Annotated in this window: 15 protein-coding genes; 10 read left to right on the top strand and 5 right to left on the bottom strand. The window is 73.0% G+C overall.

The genetic code is table 11. The features are described from left to right. Positions 1-2 precede the first annotated feature (2 nt). The gene (locus tag ABD269_RS14850) at positions 3-593 is read left to right on the top strand and encodes a TetR/AcrR family transcriptional regulator (protein ID WP_301886309.1); all 591 of its coding nucleotides are present in this window, start codon (positions 3-5) and stop codon (positions 591-593) included. A gap of 20 nt (positions 594-613) precedes the next feature. Here ABD269_RS14850 and ABD269_RS14845 read toward each other — a convergent pair whose 3' ends face one another. Beyond that, the gene (locus ABD269_RS14845) at positions 614-1,117 is read right to left on the bottom strand and encodes an Lrp/AsnC family transcriptional regulator (protein WP_116212802.1); all 504 of its coding nucleotides are present in this window, start codon (positions 1,115-1,117) and stop codon (positions 614-616) included. 181 nt (positions 1,118-1,298) lie between these two features. Here ABD269_RS14845 and pdhA point away from each other — a divergent pair, with 181 nt between their 5' ends. The 5 genes from pdhA to ABD269_RS14820 all read left to right on the top strand — a co-directional run bounded on the left by pdhA (position 1,299) and on the right by ABD269_RS14820 (position 7,537). Then, the gene (gene pdhA, locus ABD269_RS14840; RefSeq protein WP_344118282.1) at positions 1,299-2,450 is read left to right on the top strand and encodes a pyruvate dehydrogenase (acetyl-transferring) E1 component subunit alpha; all 1,152 of its coding nucleotides are present in this window, start codon (positions 1,299-1,301) and stop codon (positions 2,448-2,450) included. After that, complete coding sequence (locus ABD269_RS14835) at positions 2,447-3,493, top strand: alpha-ketoacid dehydrogenase subunit beta (protein ID WP_344118281.1); 1,047 nt, start codon at positions 2,447-2,449, stop codon at positions 3,491-3,493. Before pdhA ends, ABD269_RS14835 begins: the two co-directional genes overlap by 4 nt. Then, positions 3,493-4,830: a dihydrolipoamide acetyltransferase family protein gene (locus ABD269_RS14830; RefSeq protein ID WP_344118280.1), complete on the top strand. Its 1,338-nt coding sequence runs from the start codon at positions 3,493-3,495 to the stop codon at positions 4,828-4,830. Before ABD269_RS14835 ends, ABD269_RS14830 begins: the two co-directional genes overlap by 1 nt. 38 nt (positions 4,831-4,868) lie before the next feature. Then, positions 4,869-5,807 carry an NTP transferase domain-containing protein gene (locus ABD269_RS14825; RefSeq protein ID WP_344118279.1) on the top strand — a complete coding sequence of 313 codons (939 nt, stop codon included), beginning with the start codon at positions 4,869-4,871 and terminating at the stop codon, positions 5,805-5,807. 167 nt (positions 5,808-5,974) lie between these two features. After that, positions 5,975-7,537 carry a molybdopterin molybdotransferase MoeA gene (locus ABD269_RS14820; protein ID WP_344118278.1) on the top strand — a complete coding sequence of 521 codons (1,563 nt, stop codon included), beginning with the start codon at positions 5,975-5,977 and terminating at the stop codon, positions 7,535-7,537. A 32-nt stretch (positions 7,538-7,569) separates the two neighbouring features. On the opposite strand, the gene ABD269_RS14815 is transcribed toward ABD269_RS14820, so the two are convergent. Further along, positions 7,570-8,697 (bottom strand): potassium channel family protein, encoded by a 1,128-nt coding sequence (locus ABD269_RS14815; protein ID WP_301886314.1) that lies wholly within the window; start codon positions 8,695-8,697, stop codon positions 7,570-7,572. Between the two features lie 51 nt (positions 8,698-8,748). Here ABD269_RS14815 and ABD269_RS14810 point away from each other — a divergent pair, with 51 nt between their 5' ends. The 3 genes from ABD269_RS14810 to ABD269_RS14800 all read left to right on the top strand — a co-directional run bounded on the left by ABD269_RS14810 (position 8,749) and on the right by ABD269_RS14800 (position 11,448). Then, positions 8,749-9,726, top strand: coding sequence for an NAD(P)H-quinone oxidoreductase (locus ABD269_RS14810; RefSeq protein WP_116212797.1), 978 nt, complete (start codon positions 8,749-8,751; stop codon positions 9,724-9,726). A gap of 222 nt (positions 9,727-9,948) precedes the next feature. Next, the gene (locus tag ABD269_RS14805; protein WP_344118277.1) at positions 9,949-10,719 is read left to right on the top strand and encodes a hypothetical protein; all 771 of its coding nucleotides are present in this window, start codon (positions 9,949-9,951) and stop codon (positions 10,717-10,719) included. Positions 10,720-10,887: 168 nt separating this feature from the next. Next, a complete protein-coding gene (locus tag ABD269_RS14800; RefSeq protein ID WP_116212795.1) occupies positions 10,888-11,448 on the top strand; it encodes a bacterial proteasome activator family protein in 561 nt (186 codons plus the stop codon). Between the two features lie 83 nt (positions 11,449-11,531). Here ABD269_RS14800 and ABD269_RS14795 read toward each other — a convergent pair whose 3' ends face one another. Next, positions 11,532-13,241: a protein kinase domain-containing protein gene (locus ABD269_RS14795; RefSeq protein ID WP_344118276.1), complete on the bottom strand. Its 1,710-nt coding sequence runs from the start codon at positions 13,239-13,241 to the stop codon at positions 11,532-11,534. A gap of 299 nt (positions 13,242-13,540) precedes the next feature. Here ABD269_RS14795 and ABD269_RS14790 point away from each other — a divergent pair, with 299 nt between their 5' ends. After that, positions 13,541-15,154 (top strand): protein kinase domain-containing protein, encoded by a 1,614-nt coding sequence (locus ABD269_RS14790; RefSeq protein ID WP_344118275.1) that lies wholly within the window; start codon positions 13,541-13,543, stop codon positions 15,152-15,154. Positions 15,155-15,201: 47 nt separating this feature from the next. Here ABD269_RS14790 and ABD269_RS14785 read toward each other — a convergent pair whose 3' ends face one another. Next, positions 15,202-16,278, bottom strand: coding sequence for a phosphotransferase (locus ABD269_RS14785; RefSeq protein ID WP_344118441.1), 1,077 nt, complete (start codon positions 16,276-16,278; stop codon positions 15,202-15,204). Positions 16,279-16,386: 108 nt separating this feature from the next. After that, positions 16,387-16,839: a pyridoxamine 5'-phosphate oxidase family protein gene (locus ABD269_RS14780; RefSeq protein ID WP_344118274.1), complete on the bottom strand. Its 453-nt coding sequence runs from the start codon at positions 16,837-16,839 to the stop codon at positions 16,387-16,389. Positions 16,840-16,850: the final 11 nt, after the last annotated feature.

Here is a 16,850-nt window from a genome sequence, read left to right as displayed (position 1 = left end):
TCATGACCATGGCCAAGCGCGACACCTACACGCCCGAATCGCTGCTCGCGGTCGCCGTCACGGTGTTCAACGAGCGGGGCTACGACGGCACGTCCATGGAGCACCTCTCCAAGGCTGCCGGAATCTCCAAGTCCTCCATCTACCACCATGTGAAGGGCAAGGAGGAGCTCCTGCGGCTCGCGATAAGCCGTGCCCTCGACGGGCTCTTCGCCGTACTGGACGAGCCGCGCGCCGTCTCGGGGCGGGCGATCGAGCGGCTGGAGTACGTCACCCGGCGCACGGTGGAGGTCCTGATGGACGAGCTGCCCTACGTGACGCTGCTGCTGCGCGTGCGGGGCAACACGGACACGGAGCGCTGGGCGATGGAGCGGCGCCGCGAGTTCGACCACCAGGTCGCGGAGCTGCTGAAGCGGGCGGCGGCCGACGGCGACCTCAGGCCGGACGTCGACGTGCGGCTGGCGACCCGGCTGCTCTTCGGAATGATCAATTCCGTTGTGGAGTGGTACCGGCCTGAGCGAGGCGGGGCCACGAGCGAAGAAGTTGCCGACGCGGTGGTCCGCACGGCCTTCGCCGGGCTGCGCACCGCCGGCTGACCGGCCGGGCGCGGGCCCGGTCAGGGCTCCCCGGGCACCCGCCCCTCCTCCAGGTCCGTCTCCTCGAAGACCAGGAGGGTGCGGGTGCTGAGCACCTCGTCCATGGCCTGGATCCGGGTGAGCACCAGCTCCCGCAGGGCGTGGTTGTCCTTGGTGTGGACGAGCAGCAGGACGTCGAAGTCCCCGCTGACCAGGGCGATATGGGCGGCGCCCGGCAGGGCGCGGAGCTTTTCGCGGACCGTGCGCCAGGAGTTCTGGACGATCTTCAGCGTGATGTACGCAGAGGCGCTCTGGCCCGCGCGCTCCTGGTCGATCCGGGCGCTGAAGCCGCGTATGACCCCGTCGTCGATGAGGCGGTTGATCCGGGCGTAGGCGTTGGCGCGCGACACGTGCACCTGCTCCGAGACGGACCGTATCGAGGCGCGGCCGTCGGACCGGAGCATCCGCAGGATCGCGCGGTCGATCTCGTCGAGCTGCCTGGCGGGTGGCCTGCCGCCCGAAAAGGCCATCTGTTCGTCCGGCATACCGCCCCGCCTCCCCTTCGTGGACGTCCTGTCCATATCTCAGGCTGTGGAGAACCGTTTGTCCACAGGCTCGGGCCGCCTGTAGCCAAAATGTGCCGACGACCGAACAATCGGTAGGGAGGGCGTGCGGCGCGCTGCGCCGTGCGACCGGTCAAGCCCGTCCCAAAAGGAGGTGCTCGTCATGACGGTTCTGGAGCAGCCCGGCTCGTACCGGCCCGCCCCGCCCCCTGCCTGGCAGCCCCGCACCGACCCCGCGCCGCTGCTGCCCGACGCGGAGCCGTACCGCCTGCTGGGCACCGACGCGGCGGCCGGGCTGGATACCGCGCTGCTGAAGCGGCTGTACGGCCAGCTGGTCCGCGGCCGGAGGTACAACGGCCAGGCCACCGCTCTCACCCGGCAGGGCCGGCTGGCCGTGTATCCCTCGTCCACCGGGCAGGAGGCGTGCCAGGTCGCCGCCGGGGTCGTCCTGGAGGAGCGCGACTGGCTCTTCCCCAGCTACCGCGACACCCTCGCGACCGTGGTCCGCGGGCTCGACCCCGTGCAGGCGCTCACGCTGCTGCGCGGCGACTGGCACACCGGATACGACCCGCACGAGCACCGGATCGCGCCCCTGTGCACCCCGCTGGCCACCCAGTTGCCGCATGCCGTGGGGCTCGCGCACGCCGCGCGGCTCAAGGGGGACGACGTGGTCGCGCTCGCCATGGTCGGTGACGGCGGCACCAGCGAGGGCGACTTCCACGAGGCCCTCAACTTCGCCGCCGTCTGGAAGGCACCCGTCGTCTTCTTCGTGCAGAACAACGGTTTCGCGATTTCGGTGCCCCTGGCGAAGCAGACCGCCGCCCCCTCCTTCGCGCACAAGGCCGTCGGCTACGGCATGCCCGGCCGGCTGGTCGACGGCAATGACGTCGCGGCGGTCCACCAGGTCCTCTCCGAGGCCGTCCGGCGCGCCCGCGGCGGCGCGGGCCCCACCCTGGTCGAGGCCCTCACCTATCGCATCGACGCCCATACGAACGCGGACGATGCCACGCGTTACCGCACCGACTCCGAGGTCGAGGCCTGGCGCGCGCACGACCCGATCGACCTGCTGGAAAGGGAGTTGACCGGCCGGAAGCTGATCGACGAGGCCGGAATGCGGGCGGAGCGGGAAGCCGCGGAGAGGCTGGCCGCCGATCTGCGCGAGCGGATGAATCAGGACCCCGCGCTGGATCCGATGGACCTCTTCACCCATGTCTACGCCGAACAGACCGCCCAACTGCGCGAGCAAGCCGACCGATTGCGGGCCGAGCTCGCCGCCGCCGGGGAGTCCGGCACCCAGGAAGGGGCGCAGCGATGACCACCGCGGCCGTCAGGTCCGGCCACAAGCCCGCCACCATGGCGCAGGCGCTGGGCCGGGCGCTGCGTGACGCCATGGCCGACGACCCGTCCGTCCACACCCTCGGCGAGGACGTCGGCGCGCTGGGAGGCGTCTTCCGGGTCACCGACGGGCTGGCCAAGGAGTTCGGCGAGGACCGCTGCACGGACACCCCGCTGGCCGAGGCGGGCATTCTCGGGGCGGCGGTCGGGATGGCGATGTACGGGCTGCGGCCGGTGGTGGAGATGCAGTTCGACGCCTTCGCCTACCCCGCGTTCGAGCAGCTGATCAGCCATGTCGCCAAGATGCGGAACCGCACGCGCGGGGCCGTGCCGATGCCGGTCACGGTGCGGGTGCCGTACGGCGGCGGGATCGGCGGGGTCGAGCACCACAGCGACTCCTCCGAGGCGTATTACATGGCCACACCGGGCCTCCACGTGGTCGCCCCCGCGACCGTCGCCGACGCGTACGGACTGCTGCGCGCCGCGATCGCCTCGGACGACCCGGTGATCTTCCTGGAGCCCAAGCGGCTGTACTGGTCGAAGGACCACTGGGACGCGGCGCACCCCGAGACGGTGCCCGGCATCGGGCGCGCGGTCGTCCGGCGCCCCGGCTCGTCCGCGACGCTCATCACCTACGGGCCGTCCCTGCCGGTCTGCATGGAGGCGGCCGAGGCGGCGGTCGCGGAGGGGTGGGATCTCGAAGTCGTCGACCTGAGGTCGCTGGTGCCGTTCGACGAGGAGACCGTCTGCGCGTCCGTACGGCGCACCGGAAGGGCCGTCGTCGTGCACGAGTCGGCCGGCTTCGGCGGTCCGGGCGGGGAGATCGCCGCGCGGGTCACGGAGCGGTGTTTCCACCATCTGGAGGCGCCGGTGCTGCGCGTCGCCGGCTTCGACATCCCCTATCCGCCGCCGATGCTGGAGCAGCACCATCTGCCCGGTGTGGACCGGGTGCTGGACGCGGTCGCGCGCTTGCAGTGGGAGTCGCAGTGGACGTCCGCGGGGCACGAGGGCGGTGCGCGCTGATGGCCGTGGTGCGCGAATTCAGGCTGCCGGATCTGGGCGAGGGGCTCACCGAGGCGGAGGTCGTCCGCTGGCTGGTGAGCGTGGGCGACGTGGTCGCCGTCGACCAGCCGGTGGTCGAGGTCGAGACGGCCAAGGCGATGGTCGAGGTGCCGTGTCCCTACGGGGGCGTGGTGACGGCCAGGTTCGGGGAGGAGGGGGCGGAGCTCCCGGTGGGGGCACCGCTGCTGACGGTGGCGGTGGGCGAGCCGCTGCCGACGGTACCGGGCGAGGCCGAAGGGCCCGCCAGGGCTGCGGGGGCGGCCGAGGGGCCAACGCCCGGCGGCTCGGGGAACGTTCTGGTCGGCTACGGCACCCAGGCCCCCGCGCCCCGGCGGCGCCGTGTCCGTACGACCGTCGCCGGTGTGCAGAAGCCCCAGGTAGAGACGGCGCCTGTGGCGCCCGCGCCGGCCGCCAGGGCGGTGATCTCGCCGCTCGTCCGCAGGATCGCGCGTGAGCGGGGGCTGGACCTCGCCCGGGTGCGCGGCAGCGGGCCGGACGGCCTGATCCTGCGCGCCGACGTCGAGCGCGCCGCGACGGAGCCCCTGGACGGGCGGGAGACGGCCCTTCGGGGTGCCGGATCCCCCGTGGCCGAACGGCACCGGGAACCGGGTGCGCAGCGCATACCGCTGCGTGGAGTGCGCGGCGCGGTCGCGGAGAAGCTCACCAGGAGCCGCCGGGAGATCCCGGACGCCACCTGCTGGGTGGACGCCGATGCCACCGAACTGCTCGCCGCGCGCCGGGCGATGAACGCGGGCGAGGGGCCCAAGGTCTCGCTGCTCGCCCTGCTGGCCCGGATCTGCACGTCGGCGCTGGCGGAGTATCCGGAGCTGAACGCCACCGTGGACACCGCGGCCCAGGAGATCGTGCGGCTGCCCGGCGTGCATCTGGGGTTCGCAGCCCAGACCGCCCGCGGGCTCGTCGTCCCCGTCGTGCGGGACGCGCACACCCGCAGCGCCGTCGCGCTGTCCACGGAGATGGCCCGGCTCACCGAGGCGGCGCGGACGGGCACGCTGAGCCCGGCGGAGCTGACCGGAGGCACGTTCACGCTCAACAACTACGGGGTGTTCGGCGTCGACGGCTCCACGCCGATCATCAACTACCCGGAGGCTGCGATGCTCGGTGTGGGCCGGATAGCGCCGAAGCCGTGGGTGCGGGAGGGCGAGCTCGCGGTGCGGCAGGTGGTGCAGTTGTCCTTCACCTTCGACCACCGGGTCTGCGACGGGGGCACGGCGGGAGGCTTCCTGCGGTACGTGGCCGACTGCGTCGAGCGCCCGGCGGTGCTGCTGCGGTCCCTCTGAACGGCGGGCGGCCGCGCGCGAGCGGCCATACTCGGTGGGTGACTCCTTATGACGCCGTGGTGCTCGCCGGAGGTGCGGCCGGCCGACTGGGCGGTGCGGACAAGCCCGCCCTGAGCGTGGGCGGCCGCACGCTGCTGGACCGGGTCCTGGGCGCGTGCGCCGACGCCGGTGACACCGTCGTCGTGGGGCCGCGCCGCCCCACCGCTCGGGCCGTGCGGTGGGCCCGCGAACAGCCTCCCGGCGGCGGGCCGCTCGCCGCCCTCGCCGCCGGGCTCCGGCACACGGCCGCCGCGACCACGCTCGTGCTCTCCGCCGACCTGCCGTTCCTGCGCGCCGAGACCGTACGGTCGCTGCTCGCCGAGGTCGTCCGCGGCGGCTCCGGGGTGGAGGGGGTGCTGCTCGCCGATCCCGGCGGCCGTGACCAGCCGCTGGTCGCGGCCTACCGCACGGAGCCCCTCCGCCGTGAACTGGCGCTGCTGGCCACCGAGTACGGTTCGCTGTCCGGCCTCCCGCTGCGGCTGCTCACGGCGGAGCTGTCGCTCGGCCGCCTTCCGCACCCGGACGCCTCGTTCGACTGTGACACCTGGGAGGACGTCGCCGCCGCCCGCGCGCGCATCAGGGACGATGGGAGGGTGCTGGATGAATGGATCACCGCGGCCAAGGCCGAGCTCGGCATCGATCTCGATGTCGACACGACCGCCCTTCTGGATCTCGCGCGCGACGCCGCGCACGGTGTGGCCCGCCCCGCGGCGCCTTTGACGACGTTCCTGGTCGGCTACGCGGCCGCGCAGCGGGGCGGTGGCCCCGAAGCGGTCGCCGAGCTCACGCGGAAGGCGGTCGGCCTGGCCCGGCGCTGGGCCGAGGAGGCGGAGGGCCCCGGCGGGACCGCGCCGGCCGGCCGGTCCGGGGCGGCACCGGGCGAGGCCGCGGGCGGGCAGGGGCAGCAGCCCGGCGACAAGGCCGAAGAGTCGGAATGACCGACAAGGAAGCGGCGGATTCCGCGTTGGACCGGGCGGCCGACGAGGCGTTGGCACTGTTCGCCCGTGACAGGCGGACCGGTGGTCACGACGACGATCCTGTCGGACGGTCGACCGCGAATCTCCCTGGGGGCGAAGCCCCGACCGCATATTTCCCCTTTGGTGAGATGCCGGTGGGAAGTGGCGTGGTCGGTGGCGGTCGTGGTGTCACTTCCACGGACGGTTCGCGCGGCAACAGCGCCTCGGAGCATGCGTACGAGTTCCTGTTCGTCGACGACCCCTTCGGTGACTCCTTCAACTCCTTTGACTCCTCCGGCAAAACCGGTCCCTCCGCTTCCGCTTCGAGCTCCCCGGCTCCCCACCCTCCCGAGAGTGCTGCTTCCGGCGACTGCCCGGAGCCGACTTCCGACGGCGCGCCGTCCCCGGAGCGCGCCTCCTCTCCCGAGCAGCCCCGCGACACTTCGCCGCACCCCCACCCGTCGCTCCACTCCCCGTCCGGCACCGCCACGGCCGGCAACCGGTCCCCGCGGCCCGCCGCCGCCCCCTGGCCGCGCGCCCACAGCATCGCCGCGCGCGCCGGCGAGCCGCTGCCCGCCGAGGAACGTCCCCTTGCCGACGCCCTGGGACAGGTGCTGGCGGAGCCCCTCGACGCCCTCACCGACCTCCCGTCCTTCGACACCTCCGCCATGGACGGCTGGGCGGTCTCCGGCCCAGGACCCTGGCGGCTGCCGCCGCCCCAGGACGACGCCGACGTCCTGGCCGGGGACGACAACTCCGGCTCCGCACCCCTCCGCGACGGCCACGCCGTCCGCATCGCGACCGGCGCACGCGTCCCCCCGGGGGCCACCGCCGTGCTGCGCAGCGAGCACGGCGACGTGACGGGCCAGGCCGAGCTGCACGCCACCCGCCGCGTCACCCACGGACAGGACATCCGCCCCCGCGGCCAGGAATGCCGCCGCGGCGACCACCTGCTGCCCGAGGGCATGCCCGTCAGCCCCGCCGTGGCGGGCCTGGCCGCCGCCGCGGGCTACGACCGGCTGCGCGTCACGCGCCGCCCCCGCGTCGAAGTCCTCGTCCTCGGCGACGAACTGCTCCTGGAGGGTCTGCCCCAGGGCGGCCGGATCCGGGACGCCCTCGGGCCCATGCTCGGCCCCTGGCTGGCCGCGCTCGGCGCCGAGGTGACCGCCACCCGGCGCCTCGGCGACGACGCGGACGTCCTGCACGACGCCGTCGCCGCGTCGGACGCCGACCTGGTGCTCACCACGGGCGGCACGGCCTCCGGCCCCGTCGACCACGTGCACCCCACGCTGCGCCGCGTCGGCGCCGAGCTGCTGGTCGACGGCGTCGCCGTACGGCCGGGCCACCCCATGCTGCTGGCCCGGCTCGCGCCGGGCCGCCATCTGGTGGGCCTTCCCGGCAACCCCCTGGCCGCCGTCGCGGGCCTGCTGACGCTCGCCGAGCCGCTGCTGCGCGCTCTCTCCGGCCGGCCGGCGCCCACCCGCACCCGGGTCACCCTCGCCGAGGCCGCACAGGGGCATCCCACGGACACCCGGCTGATGCCGGTGCTGCGGCTGCCCGGCGACCGCATACGGCCCCTGGCCTTCCACGGACCCGCCATGCTGCGCGGCCTCGCGGCGGCGGACGCGCTGGCCGTCATCCCGCCCGGCGGCGCCGCACAGGGCGACACGGTCGGCCTGCTGGGCGTCCCGTGGGCATCGGCGGCGGTCTGACGGACCCATGGCTGATCGCCGAGGAGTCGGCCTCAGCCGGTCTCGCCGGGCGCCACCGCCTGCTTGATGGTGATCACCCGGTCCGCGAGGTGGAGCGTCGCCGCCTCCGGGTCGGTGAAGTGGAGCAGCCGGTGGCCGCGTACGACCGCCACCACCAAGTCCTCGCAGTCGCGCGGTGAGCGGCCCGCCTCGGGCTTGGTGACCGGGCGCTCGACGACGTCCAGGCCGTTGCCGTACGTCAGGAGGTCCTCCAGGACCGTGCCGACGTTCGGGCTCATCATCGACATGCCGAGCAGCCGGCCCGCCGAGCTGGAGCTCGTCACGACCGTGTTGGCGCCGCTCTGCCGCAGCAGCGGCACGTTCTCGTCCTCCCGGACGGCCACCACGATCGTGGCCTGCTTGTTGAGCTGGCGCGCCGTCAGGGTGACCAGGGCGGCCGTGTCGTCCCGTTCGGTGCAGATCACGACCTGCGAGGCCCGCGGCAGCTCGGCGCGCTGGAGGGTCTCGGAACGGGTCGCGTCGCCCAGGACACCCACCAGGCCGTCGCTGGACGCCGCGTCCACGACCTTCTTCTGCGGGTCCACCACCACGATCTTGTCCTTGGGCTTGCCCTGGCCGACCAGGGTCTCGATCGCGTGGCGGCCCTTGGTGCCGTATCCGACGACGACGGTGTGATCTCGCATCCGCGACCTCCAGCGGTGGATGCGCACTTGGTGGCGCGTCCGTTCGGTCAAGACTTCCAGGGTCGTCCCGACCAGAATGATCAGGAACAACACGCGCAACGGCGTGACCACGAAGATATTCATCAGCCGCGCCCCGTCGCTCACGGGCGTGATGTCGCCGTAGCCCGTCGTCGACAGGGTGACGGTCGCGTAATAGGCGGAGTCCAGGAAGCCGACCGTGCCGTCGGCGTTGTCGTGGTAGCCCTCGCGGTCGACGTAGACCAGCAGGGTCGTGACACCGAGCACGACCAGCGCCATGATCAGCCGCCGCAGCACCTGCCGCAGCGGGGCGCTCACTTTCTGGACCGGCATCACGATGGACCGCCCGGCCTCCGCGTCGTCCTCGGCCTCGCTCCTGGTGCGGTGCCAGAGCGAGCGGAAGAGCGAGAGCCGGGTGGGCGTCTTTCGAGAGTCCGGGCGCCCCGGGTTTGTTGCCATACGCCCCATGTTCCGGGATGCGCCGGGGGACCCGGGAGTAGCCTCGCGAGCATGCATGCGATCACCATCCCCCAGCCCGGCGGGCCCGAGGCCCTCGTCTGGGCCGAGGTCCCCGATCCCGTTCCCGGCAGCGGCGAGGTTCTGGTCGAGGTCGTGGCCAGCGCCGTCAACCGCGCCGACGTCGTGCAACGGCAGGGCTTCTACGACCCGCCTCCCGGCGCCTCCCCCTACCCGGGCCTGGAGTGCTCCGGCCGGATCGCCGCGCTCGGCCCCGGCGTGAGCGGCTGGGCGGTCGGCGACGAGGTGTGCGCGCTGCTGGCGGGCGGCGGGTACGCCGAGAAGGTCTGTGTGCCGGTCGGCCAGTTGCTGCCCGTGCCCGAGGGCCTTGACCTGGTCACGGCCGCCGGGCTGCCCGAGGTCACCGCGACGGTCTGGTCCAACGTCTTCATGGTCGCGCACCTGCGCCCCGGCGAGACCCTGCTCGTCCACGGCGGCGGCAGCGGCATCGGGACGATGGCCGTGCAGCTGGCGAAGGCGGTCGGCGCGCGCGTCGCCGTCACCGCGGGCAGCCGCGACAAGCTGGAGCGCTGCCGCGAGCTGGGCGCGGACATCCTCATCGACTACCGCGAACAGGACTTCGTAGAGGAGCTCGCCAAGGTCACCGGCGGCGTCGGCGCGGACGTCATCCTCGACATCGTCGGAGCGAAGTACCTCGCGCGCAACGTGGACGCCCTCGCCGTCAACGGCCGGCTGGTCATCATCGGCCTCCAGGGCGGCCGCAAGGCCGAGTTGGACCTCGGCGCGCTGCTCACCAAGCGGGCCGCCGTGCTGGGCACGTCGCTGCGGGGCCGCCCGCTCGCGGAGAAGGCGGCCATCGTCGCGGCCGTACGGGAACACGTCTGGCCGCTGATCGCCGGAGGGCGCGTACGGCCCGTGGTCGACCGCACGCTGCCGCTCCGGGAGGCCGCCGAGGCGCACCGCATCCTGGAGGAGAGCACGCACGTCGGGAAGGTGCTGCTGACCACGTGACGGCCGGCCGCACGGCGACCTGAGCCTCCGGCATTCAAGCGCGAGGGCCGTGGCAAACATGCCGATCGCGCATGGTCCGTGGCCGAGAAGCTCGCGCCCGCCCGGGACTTCGCCGCCCGCCCGCCTTCGCCCGTCACCCACTCGGCCGCTCGTACGCGCCGGACCGCGGGGTGCGTGTGAGGCTGTTGGCGTGGGGCGGCGGCTCGGGCGGAGGGCGGCGGCGTGAACGGTGGAATACGGACGGCCTCCCGGGCCGCCTCGGTCACAGCGGCGGTCGCGGCGGCAGTCATGGCGGCGGCGATGGCGGCGGTCATAGGCCCCGCGCCCGGCGCGCAGTGCGCCGGGCGCCCCGCTCCGCCTCCTCCCGTACGCCCCTCCGCCTCGCCCGCCGCCCGTCCCTCCCTGTTGCCCGCCCTGATGCCCGTACCGGCAGTCACCGGCAAAGCGTCCGGTGCCCCGCACGGTGTGGCCGGAGAGAGCCCGCGCAGCGCGCTCAAGGGCGAACTCCCGCACAGCGCGTTCACGAACGTGCCGCACAGCAGGGCGAACCTCGCGCCCTCACCGCCGTTCGCCTACCCCTCCAACTCCCCGCCCGCCCCTCCCGGCGGTGACGGCCGGCTCGCCGGAAGCGACGCCGGGGAGGGGCGTACGCATCCGGGCCGGGCCACCGATCCGCCTCCCTCCGCGCCGGAGGCGTCCTCGGACGACGGGGAGGAGGGGCCGGACGACGGGACGGCGTCCGGCGAGCCCGTGCCCGGCGGCTCCCCCTCCGCGACCCCACGGGCGCACGGACGGGCGGACGCGGCACGGCCACGGCGTCCGGGAGCGCGGACCGTGCCGGACGACGGGCGGGGCTCCGGGGCGGACGGGCGGGGCGGGGAGTCGATGGGCTACGGGGACCGGGTCATGCGGGTGCTGCCGCTGGGCACCGGGATGATGCTCACGGGCCTGGGGCTGGGGTACTTCGCGCTGAGGCTGCGGCGCGCCCGGTGAGGCCGTGGCCCGGTCGAAGGTTCCCGGGCGCCGGCCGGGACGGCCCGGAATCCGGTTGAACGGCGCGCGTAGTGAAAAAGGGGCGCGCGGCGGGGCGTGTGGCACGGTGGATCAGGCGTGTACGGGGGCATCAACAGGGGGAAATCACATGTGCGAGAGAATGGCGGCATGGATATGCCGAGGAACGAACGGTCGCAAGAGAGCCCGCAGGTCCTGGTCGTAGGACCCGACGGCATGGCTCTCGGCAGCGCCAGCCCCGGCGGCGGGGAGGGTGACGACGAGTCGCGCGAGGTCCCGGTGACGGAGATGGTCGAACAGCCCGCCAAGGTCATGCGTATCGGCAGCATGATCAAGCAACTGCTGGAGGAGGTCAGGGCCGCTCCTCTGGACGAGGCGAGCCGGGTGCGCCTCAAGGAGATCCACCACAGCTCCGTCAGGGAGCTGGAGGACGGGCTCGCGCCCGAGCTGGTGGAGGAACTGGAGCGCCTGTCGCTCCCCTTCACCGATGAGACGATCCCCACCGAGGCCGAACTGCGGATCGCGCAGGCACAGTTGGTCGGCTGGCTGGAGGGTCTCTTCCACGGCATCCAGACCACGCTGTTCGCCCAGCAGATGGCGGCACGGGCGCAGTTGGAGCAGATGCGCAGGGCGCTCCCGCCCGGCATCCTCGGTGACGACGACGAGGACGGCCACCAGCACGGCGGTGCGCGCTCCGGCCCGTATCTGTAGATCCGGAGCACCCCGCACGCACGTGTGCCCGGTACGCCCCGTAAGAGGCGTACCGGGCACACGTGCGTGCGGCGGTCACGGCATTACGAAGCCGGGTCGCCCGTCGACACGGTCAGCACGAACTGCTCGCTCGCCGACTTCGGGTCGAAGGGGTCGCCCTCCTTGGGCGTCTGGCTGAGCACCGTCCCCTTGCCCCAGGTGTTCTCGGGCTGCACGTCGACGCGGTACTTCCAGCCCGCCGCCTGCAGGCACGCCTTGACCGAGTCGACGTAGAAGTAGCTGAAGTTGGGCGCCGTCTTCTTCGTCTTGTCGTTGTAGTAGTCGTAGGCGTTGGTGCACTTCTGCTTGTCGATGGTCTTCGTCTTGTCGCCCTCTTTGTGCTGCGACTGCGTGCCACCGGTGCCGCCGCCCGAGGTGGACCCGCCGGCGGAGCCGCCGGAGTCCGATCCGCCCACCGGGGCGGCCGTGGCGGGCGACTGGGACTGCTTGCCGCTCGCCTGGTTGCCGGAATCATCGCTTTTGCCGTTCAGCGAGATCGCCGCGATCACGCCGATGACCGCGAGCACGGCGACGACTGCGGAGCCGATGAGCACCGGCTTGTTGCTCTTGCCGCCACCGCCGCTGCTCGGGGCCGGGGAGGGCGCGGAGTACGGCGGAGGGGTCCCCTGGCCGCCCTGACCGCCCTGGAAGGGCTGGGCGGGGGTCGGGTAGCCCACCGGGCCCGACGGGGGCGTGGAGGGGCCGTAGCCGCCGCCGTAGGGGCCCTGGGCGGGCGGCTGGTACGGCATCTGGACGCCCTGCGGGCCCGGCGCCGCCGCCTGCTGGTCGACCGGGGGGAAGACGGCGGAGCCCACGCCCGCGCCGCTGCGGGTCGGCGCGCCGCCCGCGACGATCACCGGCGAGGCCGCGGACTGGGCGGTGCCCACCACGCGCGCGCACTCGTCGCGCATGGACTCGGCGCTCGGGAAGCGCTCGTTCGGGTTCTTCTTCAGCGCGCGGGCGACCAGCGCGTCGACGGCCGGCGGGATCGAGCGGTTGATCGTGGACGGTGCGACCGGCTCCTCCTGGACGTGCGCGTACGCGATGGCCAGCGGGGAGTCCGCGTCGAAGGGCAGCCGCCCGGTCAGCAGCTCGAAGAGCATGATGCCGACCGAATAAAGGTCGGAGCGGGCGTCCACGCCGCGCCCGAGCGCCTGCTCGGGCGAGAGGTACTGCGGGGTGCCCACGACCATGCCGGTCTGCGTCATGGAGGTGACGCCGGACTGCATGGCGCGCGCGATGCCGAAGTCCATGACCTTGACCACGTTGCGCTTGGTCATCATCACGTTGCCGGGCTTGATGTCGCGGTGGACCAGGCCCATCTCGTGGCTGACCTCGAGGGCCGCGAGCACATCGGCGGTGATCTTCAGCGCCTTCTCGGTGGGCATGGCGCCGTACTGCCGTACGTCGGCGTCGAGCACGGAGCGCAGCGGCTGGCCCTCGACGTACTCCATGACGATGTACGGCATGGTCGACCCGGCCAGGTCGTCCTCGCCCGTATCGAATACCGAGACGATGTTGGTGTGTGTGAGCTTGGCGACGGCCTGGGCCTCGCGCCGGAACCGCTCACGGAAGGACGCCTCGCGCCCGAGCTCCGTGTGCAGGGTCTTGATGGCGACCTGGCGGTCCAGAACGCTGTCGTAGGCCAGGTGCACGGAGGCCATGCCGCCCTCGCCGAGGAGGTCGCGCAGCTGGTACCGGCCACCGCCGACCGACCCGCCCGCATAGCGGCCTTGTGCGCCGTCCTGGCTCATTGTTCTGCTTCCCCCTTGGGCGCACTGCCTGCTGTACTGGTCCGGATCGGGCCGGCTCGTGGGCATATCCCGGCCAAGTCTGCCCGAGGGCGCGGGCACGTCAAGCCGCGTGCCCGTTCCGTGACGGGATGAGCGACAAGCCGTCACGGGATTTGCCTTGCTCACGCCCGTACAGGTTTGATAGCGCGTCCATCCCGGACCGGCGCGCGGCGCGGAGCCTGTAGCGTGCCTTAGCGGAAGACCGTTTTCCCCGCGCAGCGCCTCCCACGCGCAGCGGCCAGACACGACGGCGAGGACTGATGGCACAGACGCAGAGCGCCCAGGGTCCATCCGACCCTGACGCCAACGGGGGCGGTATGCCCGATGTGCCTGAAATGTGGGGTAACGGCGGGCTGGTCGGCGACGGCCGCTACCGCCTCACCCACCGGCTCGGGCGCGGTGGCATGGCAGAGGTGTTCGCCGCCGAGGACGTACGACTCGGCCGCACGGTCGCGGTGAAGCTGCTCCGCGCCGACCTCGCCGAGGACCCGGTCTCGAAGGCGCGCTTCACCCGCGAGGCACAGTCCGTCGCCGGGCTCAACCACCACGCGGTGGTCGCGGTCTACGACTCCGGCGAGGACGCCGTCGGCCGCAATGTCGTGCCGTACATCGTCATGGAGTTGGTTGAAGGTCGCACCATCCGCGACCTGTTGCTGAACGCCGAGGCTCCGCCGCCGGAGCAGGCGCTGATCATCGTCGCGGGCGTGCTGGAGGCGCTGGCCTACAGCCACCAGCACGGCATCGTGCACCGGGACATCAAGCCCGCCAACGTGATCATCACCAACAACGGCGCCGTCAAGGTCATGGACTTCGGCATCGCCCGCGCCCTGCACGGCGCGGCGTCCACCATGACGCAGACCGGCATGGTCATGGGCACCCCGCAGTACCTCTCGCCCGAGCAGGCGCTCGGCAAGACGGTCGACGCGCGCTCGGACCTCTACGCCACCGGCTGCCTGCTGTACGAACTGCTGGCGCTCCGTCCGCCGTTCACCGGCGAGACCCCGCTGTCGGTGGTCTACCAGCACGTCCAGGACAATCCCGTACCGCCTTCGACAGTTCTCGGCAGCGTGCCGCCGGAGCTCGACGGGCTGGTCATGCGCTCCCTCGCGAAGGACCCGGACGACCGGTTCCAGAGCGCGGAGGAGATGCGCGGTCTGGTGCAGTACGCGCTCCAGATGCTGCACGACGCGGGTGCCCACACGGGCGCCTGGGACACCGGACCGGTCGCGCACGCCACCGCCGCCACCCAGGCCCTCGGCATGGGCGCCGGCATGGCGGGCACCACCGCCATGCCGCACCCGCTGCACGGCGACACCTCGCAGCAGCCGCTCATCCCGTCCCGCAACGGCGACGACGGCGGCTTCGACGGCTACAACGGCGGCCACGGCGGCCGGGGCCGGGGCGACGGTGGCGGCGGCAAGGGCAAGATGGTGCTGGTCGCCGTGCTCGCGGTGATCGCGATCGCGGTGGGCGTGGTCTACGCGCTGAACCAGACCAAGTCGGGCGCCAGTAACGACACCAAGCAGACCGACAAGACGTCCACCGGTCCGTCCGCGCCCGGCACGCCTTCCAGTGGCGAGACCCCCAACCAGCGCAGTTCCCGCGGCGCCCAGCCCGGCGGGGACACCACCGGCGGTCACGACCGGACCTCCGACTCGACGGGCGGCGGGAACGACGAGCCGACCGACCAGCCGACCCGCAGCCACCACACGAAGAACCCGACGACCGACCCGACGACCGGTCCCACGGGCAACCCGACGCCGCCGGTCGACCCGACGACCAAGCCGACGGACGACGGCAAGCCCCCGACCGAGCACCCGACGCCGCCGGGTACGACCACCGGCAACACCGTCCAGGGCAACCTGGGCGGCTGAGCGCCCGGCACACCGACCGAGCCCGTTTCCCCCCAGGGGAGGCGGGCTCAGTCCGTGAAGGCGTCGCGCACGGACCCGTACGCCCGCGTCCACCACACGGCCAGCGCCGCCGACGCGGGGAAGCCGGGGTCGGCGCGGAGGTCGCCGAGCTGATAGCGCCAGCGCAGCATCCAGAAGTCGTTGAGCCGCTCCCACCACACCCGGTGCACGGCGGCCGCGAGTTCGGCCGTACCGGCGCCGGACGCGCGCCGGTACGCGCGCGCGTAGGGACGTATCTTCGCGAGGTCCAGCGTGCCGTCGGGCCGCAGGAAGAAGATCACCGCGGCCCGTACGGCCTCCTCGGCGCGGGGCTGGACGCCCAGGCGGTCCCAGTCGATGATCGCCGCGGGTTCGCCGCCCCGGTAGAGGAGGTTGAGCGGGTGGAAGTCGCCGTGCACCCACCCGCGGGCGGGCGCGGCGGCGGGCCGGCGGTGCGCGTGGCGCTCCAGCAGGGCGCGGCGTTCGACGAGCCGGTGCTCGGCGAGCTCGTCGAAGGAGTCGCGGGGGCGGCGCCGTACGAGCGCGAGGAGCTCCTCAATGAGGGCGTACGTGTCCTGCGGATCCGCCGAGACGTCCTGACAGGCCCTCTCCGGCCCCTCGGAGGGCCGCCGGGTCCGCCGGAGCCCGCCCCGGCCCTCCGGGCCCGCAGAGGCCCCTCCAGGGCCCTTCTCGGGCTCGCCCGGGGCGTCGGGGGGCTCTTCCGGGCAGACCTTCGCCAGGCAGGTGTGCACCTGGCCCAGGAGCGTGCCCAGGCGGCGGGACTGGGTGCGGGTCAGTTCGCCGCCGTCGTGGTGGCGGCCCTCGACCCAGGGGTGCAGGGCGTAGCAGCGGCCGTCGAGGACGGTCACGGTGGAGCCGTCGGCGTCGGCGACCGGCGGGGCGACGGGCAGGCCGAGGGCGGCCAGCCGCAGGGTGACGCTGTGCTGACGGGCGATGGCCGCGTGGTCGCCGTCGAGGTGGTGCTTGAGGAAGAAGGTCCCGCGCGTGGTGGTGAGGCGGTAACCGCGGTTGAGCAGGCCCTCGGTCAGGGGGACGCACGCGAGCGGCGTACCGGTGTTGCCGTACCGCCGCAGCAGGGCGTGCAGCGTGCCGTTGCCCGGCGCCTGAAGTCCGCCGTCCCCGCCGGTTCCGCTGCGAACGGTGGTGGCGACGAGCGGGGAGACAAGTGAGCGCGGCACGCTCCAAATGTTAGATCAGACGGAGTGTGCGACCTGTCGCGCGGGGATGCCTTCGAGGTGATGCAGAGTGATGAACTGCGGTTCGATGCACAGGTATTCGGGAATGAAGGGCGCGTCGTCCGCGGCGCGCGGGGGGCGGCCGAAGAGTTCCAGATCGGCGGGCGACGGCGTGAAGAGCCGCGCGGTGCCCACGAATTGCACGTTCCAGACGTCCTCGTCGCCCTCGTGGCGGTTGCTGAGATTGTCGGCGCCGTACGCGACGACGTTCCCGTCGCAGGCCTGGGCATAACCGAATCCGGCGTGCATCCGCAGAATGACCGAGCGGCCGGACACGATGTGCCGGGCGACGGTGACGAAGGGCAGCGCGCGCATGCTCACGGAGAGCCTGCCGTAGGGCATGCGGCCGAGCAGTTCGAGCGCTCGGTATTCGTCGTGTCCGTCGGTGGGCCCGGTAGGCGCGGTGAGCATGGCACCACTGT

Source organism: Streptomyces blastmyceticus, from assembly GCF_039521185.1.
Lineage (GTDB): Bacteria > Actinomycetota > Actinomycetes > Streptomycetales > Streptomycetaceae > Streptomyces > Streptomyces blastmyceticus.
Note: the sequence above shows the minus strand (reverse complement) of the source record. Positions and strands in the feature narration are given on the sequence as shown.

Excerpts from the sequence above, each read along its gene's own strand:
- ABD269_RS14850 (WP_301886309.1), top strand. The coding sequence starts at position 3 with ATGACCATGGCCAAGCGCGACACCTACACGCCCGAATCGCTGCTCGCG.
- ABD269_RS14845 (WP_116212802.1), bottom strand. The coding sequence starts at position 1,117 with ATGCCGGACGAACAGATGGCCTTTTCGGGCGGCAGGCCACCCGCCAGG.
- pdhA (WP_344118282.1), top strand. The coding sequence starts at position 1,299 with ATGACGGTTCTGGAGCAGCCCGGCTCGTACCGGCCCGCCCCGCCCCCT.
- ABD269_RS14835 (WP_344118281.1), top strand. The coding sequence starts at position 2,447 with ATGACCACCGCGGCCGTCAGGTCCGGCCACAAGCCCGCCACCATGGCG.
- ABD269_RS14830 (WP_344118280.1), top strand. The coding sequence starts at position 3,493 with ATGGCCGTGGTGCGCGAATTCAGGCTGCCGGATCTGGGCGAGGGGCTC.
- ABD269_RS14820 (WP_344118278.1), top strand. The coding sequence starts at position 5,975 with ATGCCGGTGGGAAGTGGCGTGGTCGGTGGCGGTCGTGGTGTCACTTCC.
- ABD269_RS14815 (WP_301886314.1), bottom strand. The coding sequence starts at position 8,697 with ATGGCAACAAACCCGGGGCGCCCGGACTCTCGAAAGACGCCCACCCGG.
- ABD269_RS14810 (WP_116212797.1), top strand. The coding sequence starts at position 8,749 with ATGCATGCGATCACCATCCCCCAGCCCGGCGGGCCCGAGGCCCTCGTC.
- ABD269_RS14800 (WP_116212795.1), top strand. The coding sequence starts at position 10,888 with ATGGATATGCCGAGGAACGAACGGTCGCAAGAGAGCCCGCAGGTCCTG.
- ABD269_RS14795 (WP_344118276.1), bottom strand. The coding sequence starts at position 13,241 with ATGAGCCAGGACGGCGCACAAGGCCGCTATGCGGGCGGGTCGGTCGGC.
- ABD269_RS14790 (WP_344118275.1), top strand. The coding sequence starts at position 13,541 with ATGGCACAGACGCAGAGCGCCCAGGGTCCATCCGACCCTGACGCCAAC.
- ABD269_RS14780 (WP_344118274.1), bottom strand. The coding sequence starts at position 16,839 with ATGCTCACCGCGCCTACCGGGCCCACCGACGGACACGACGAATACCGA.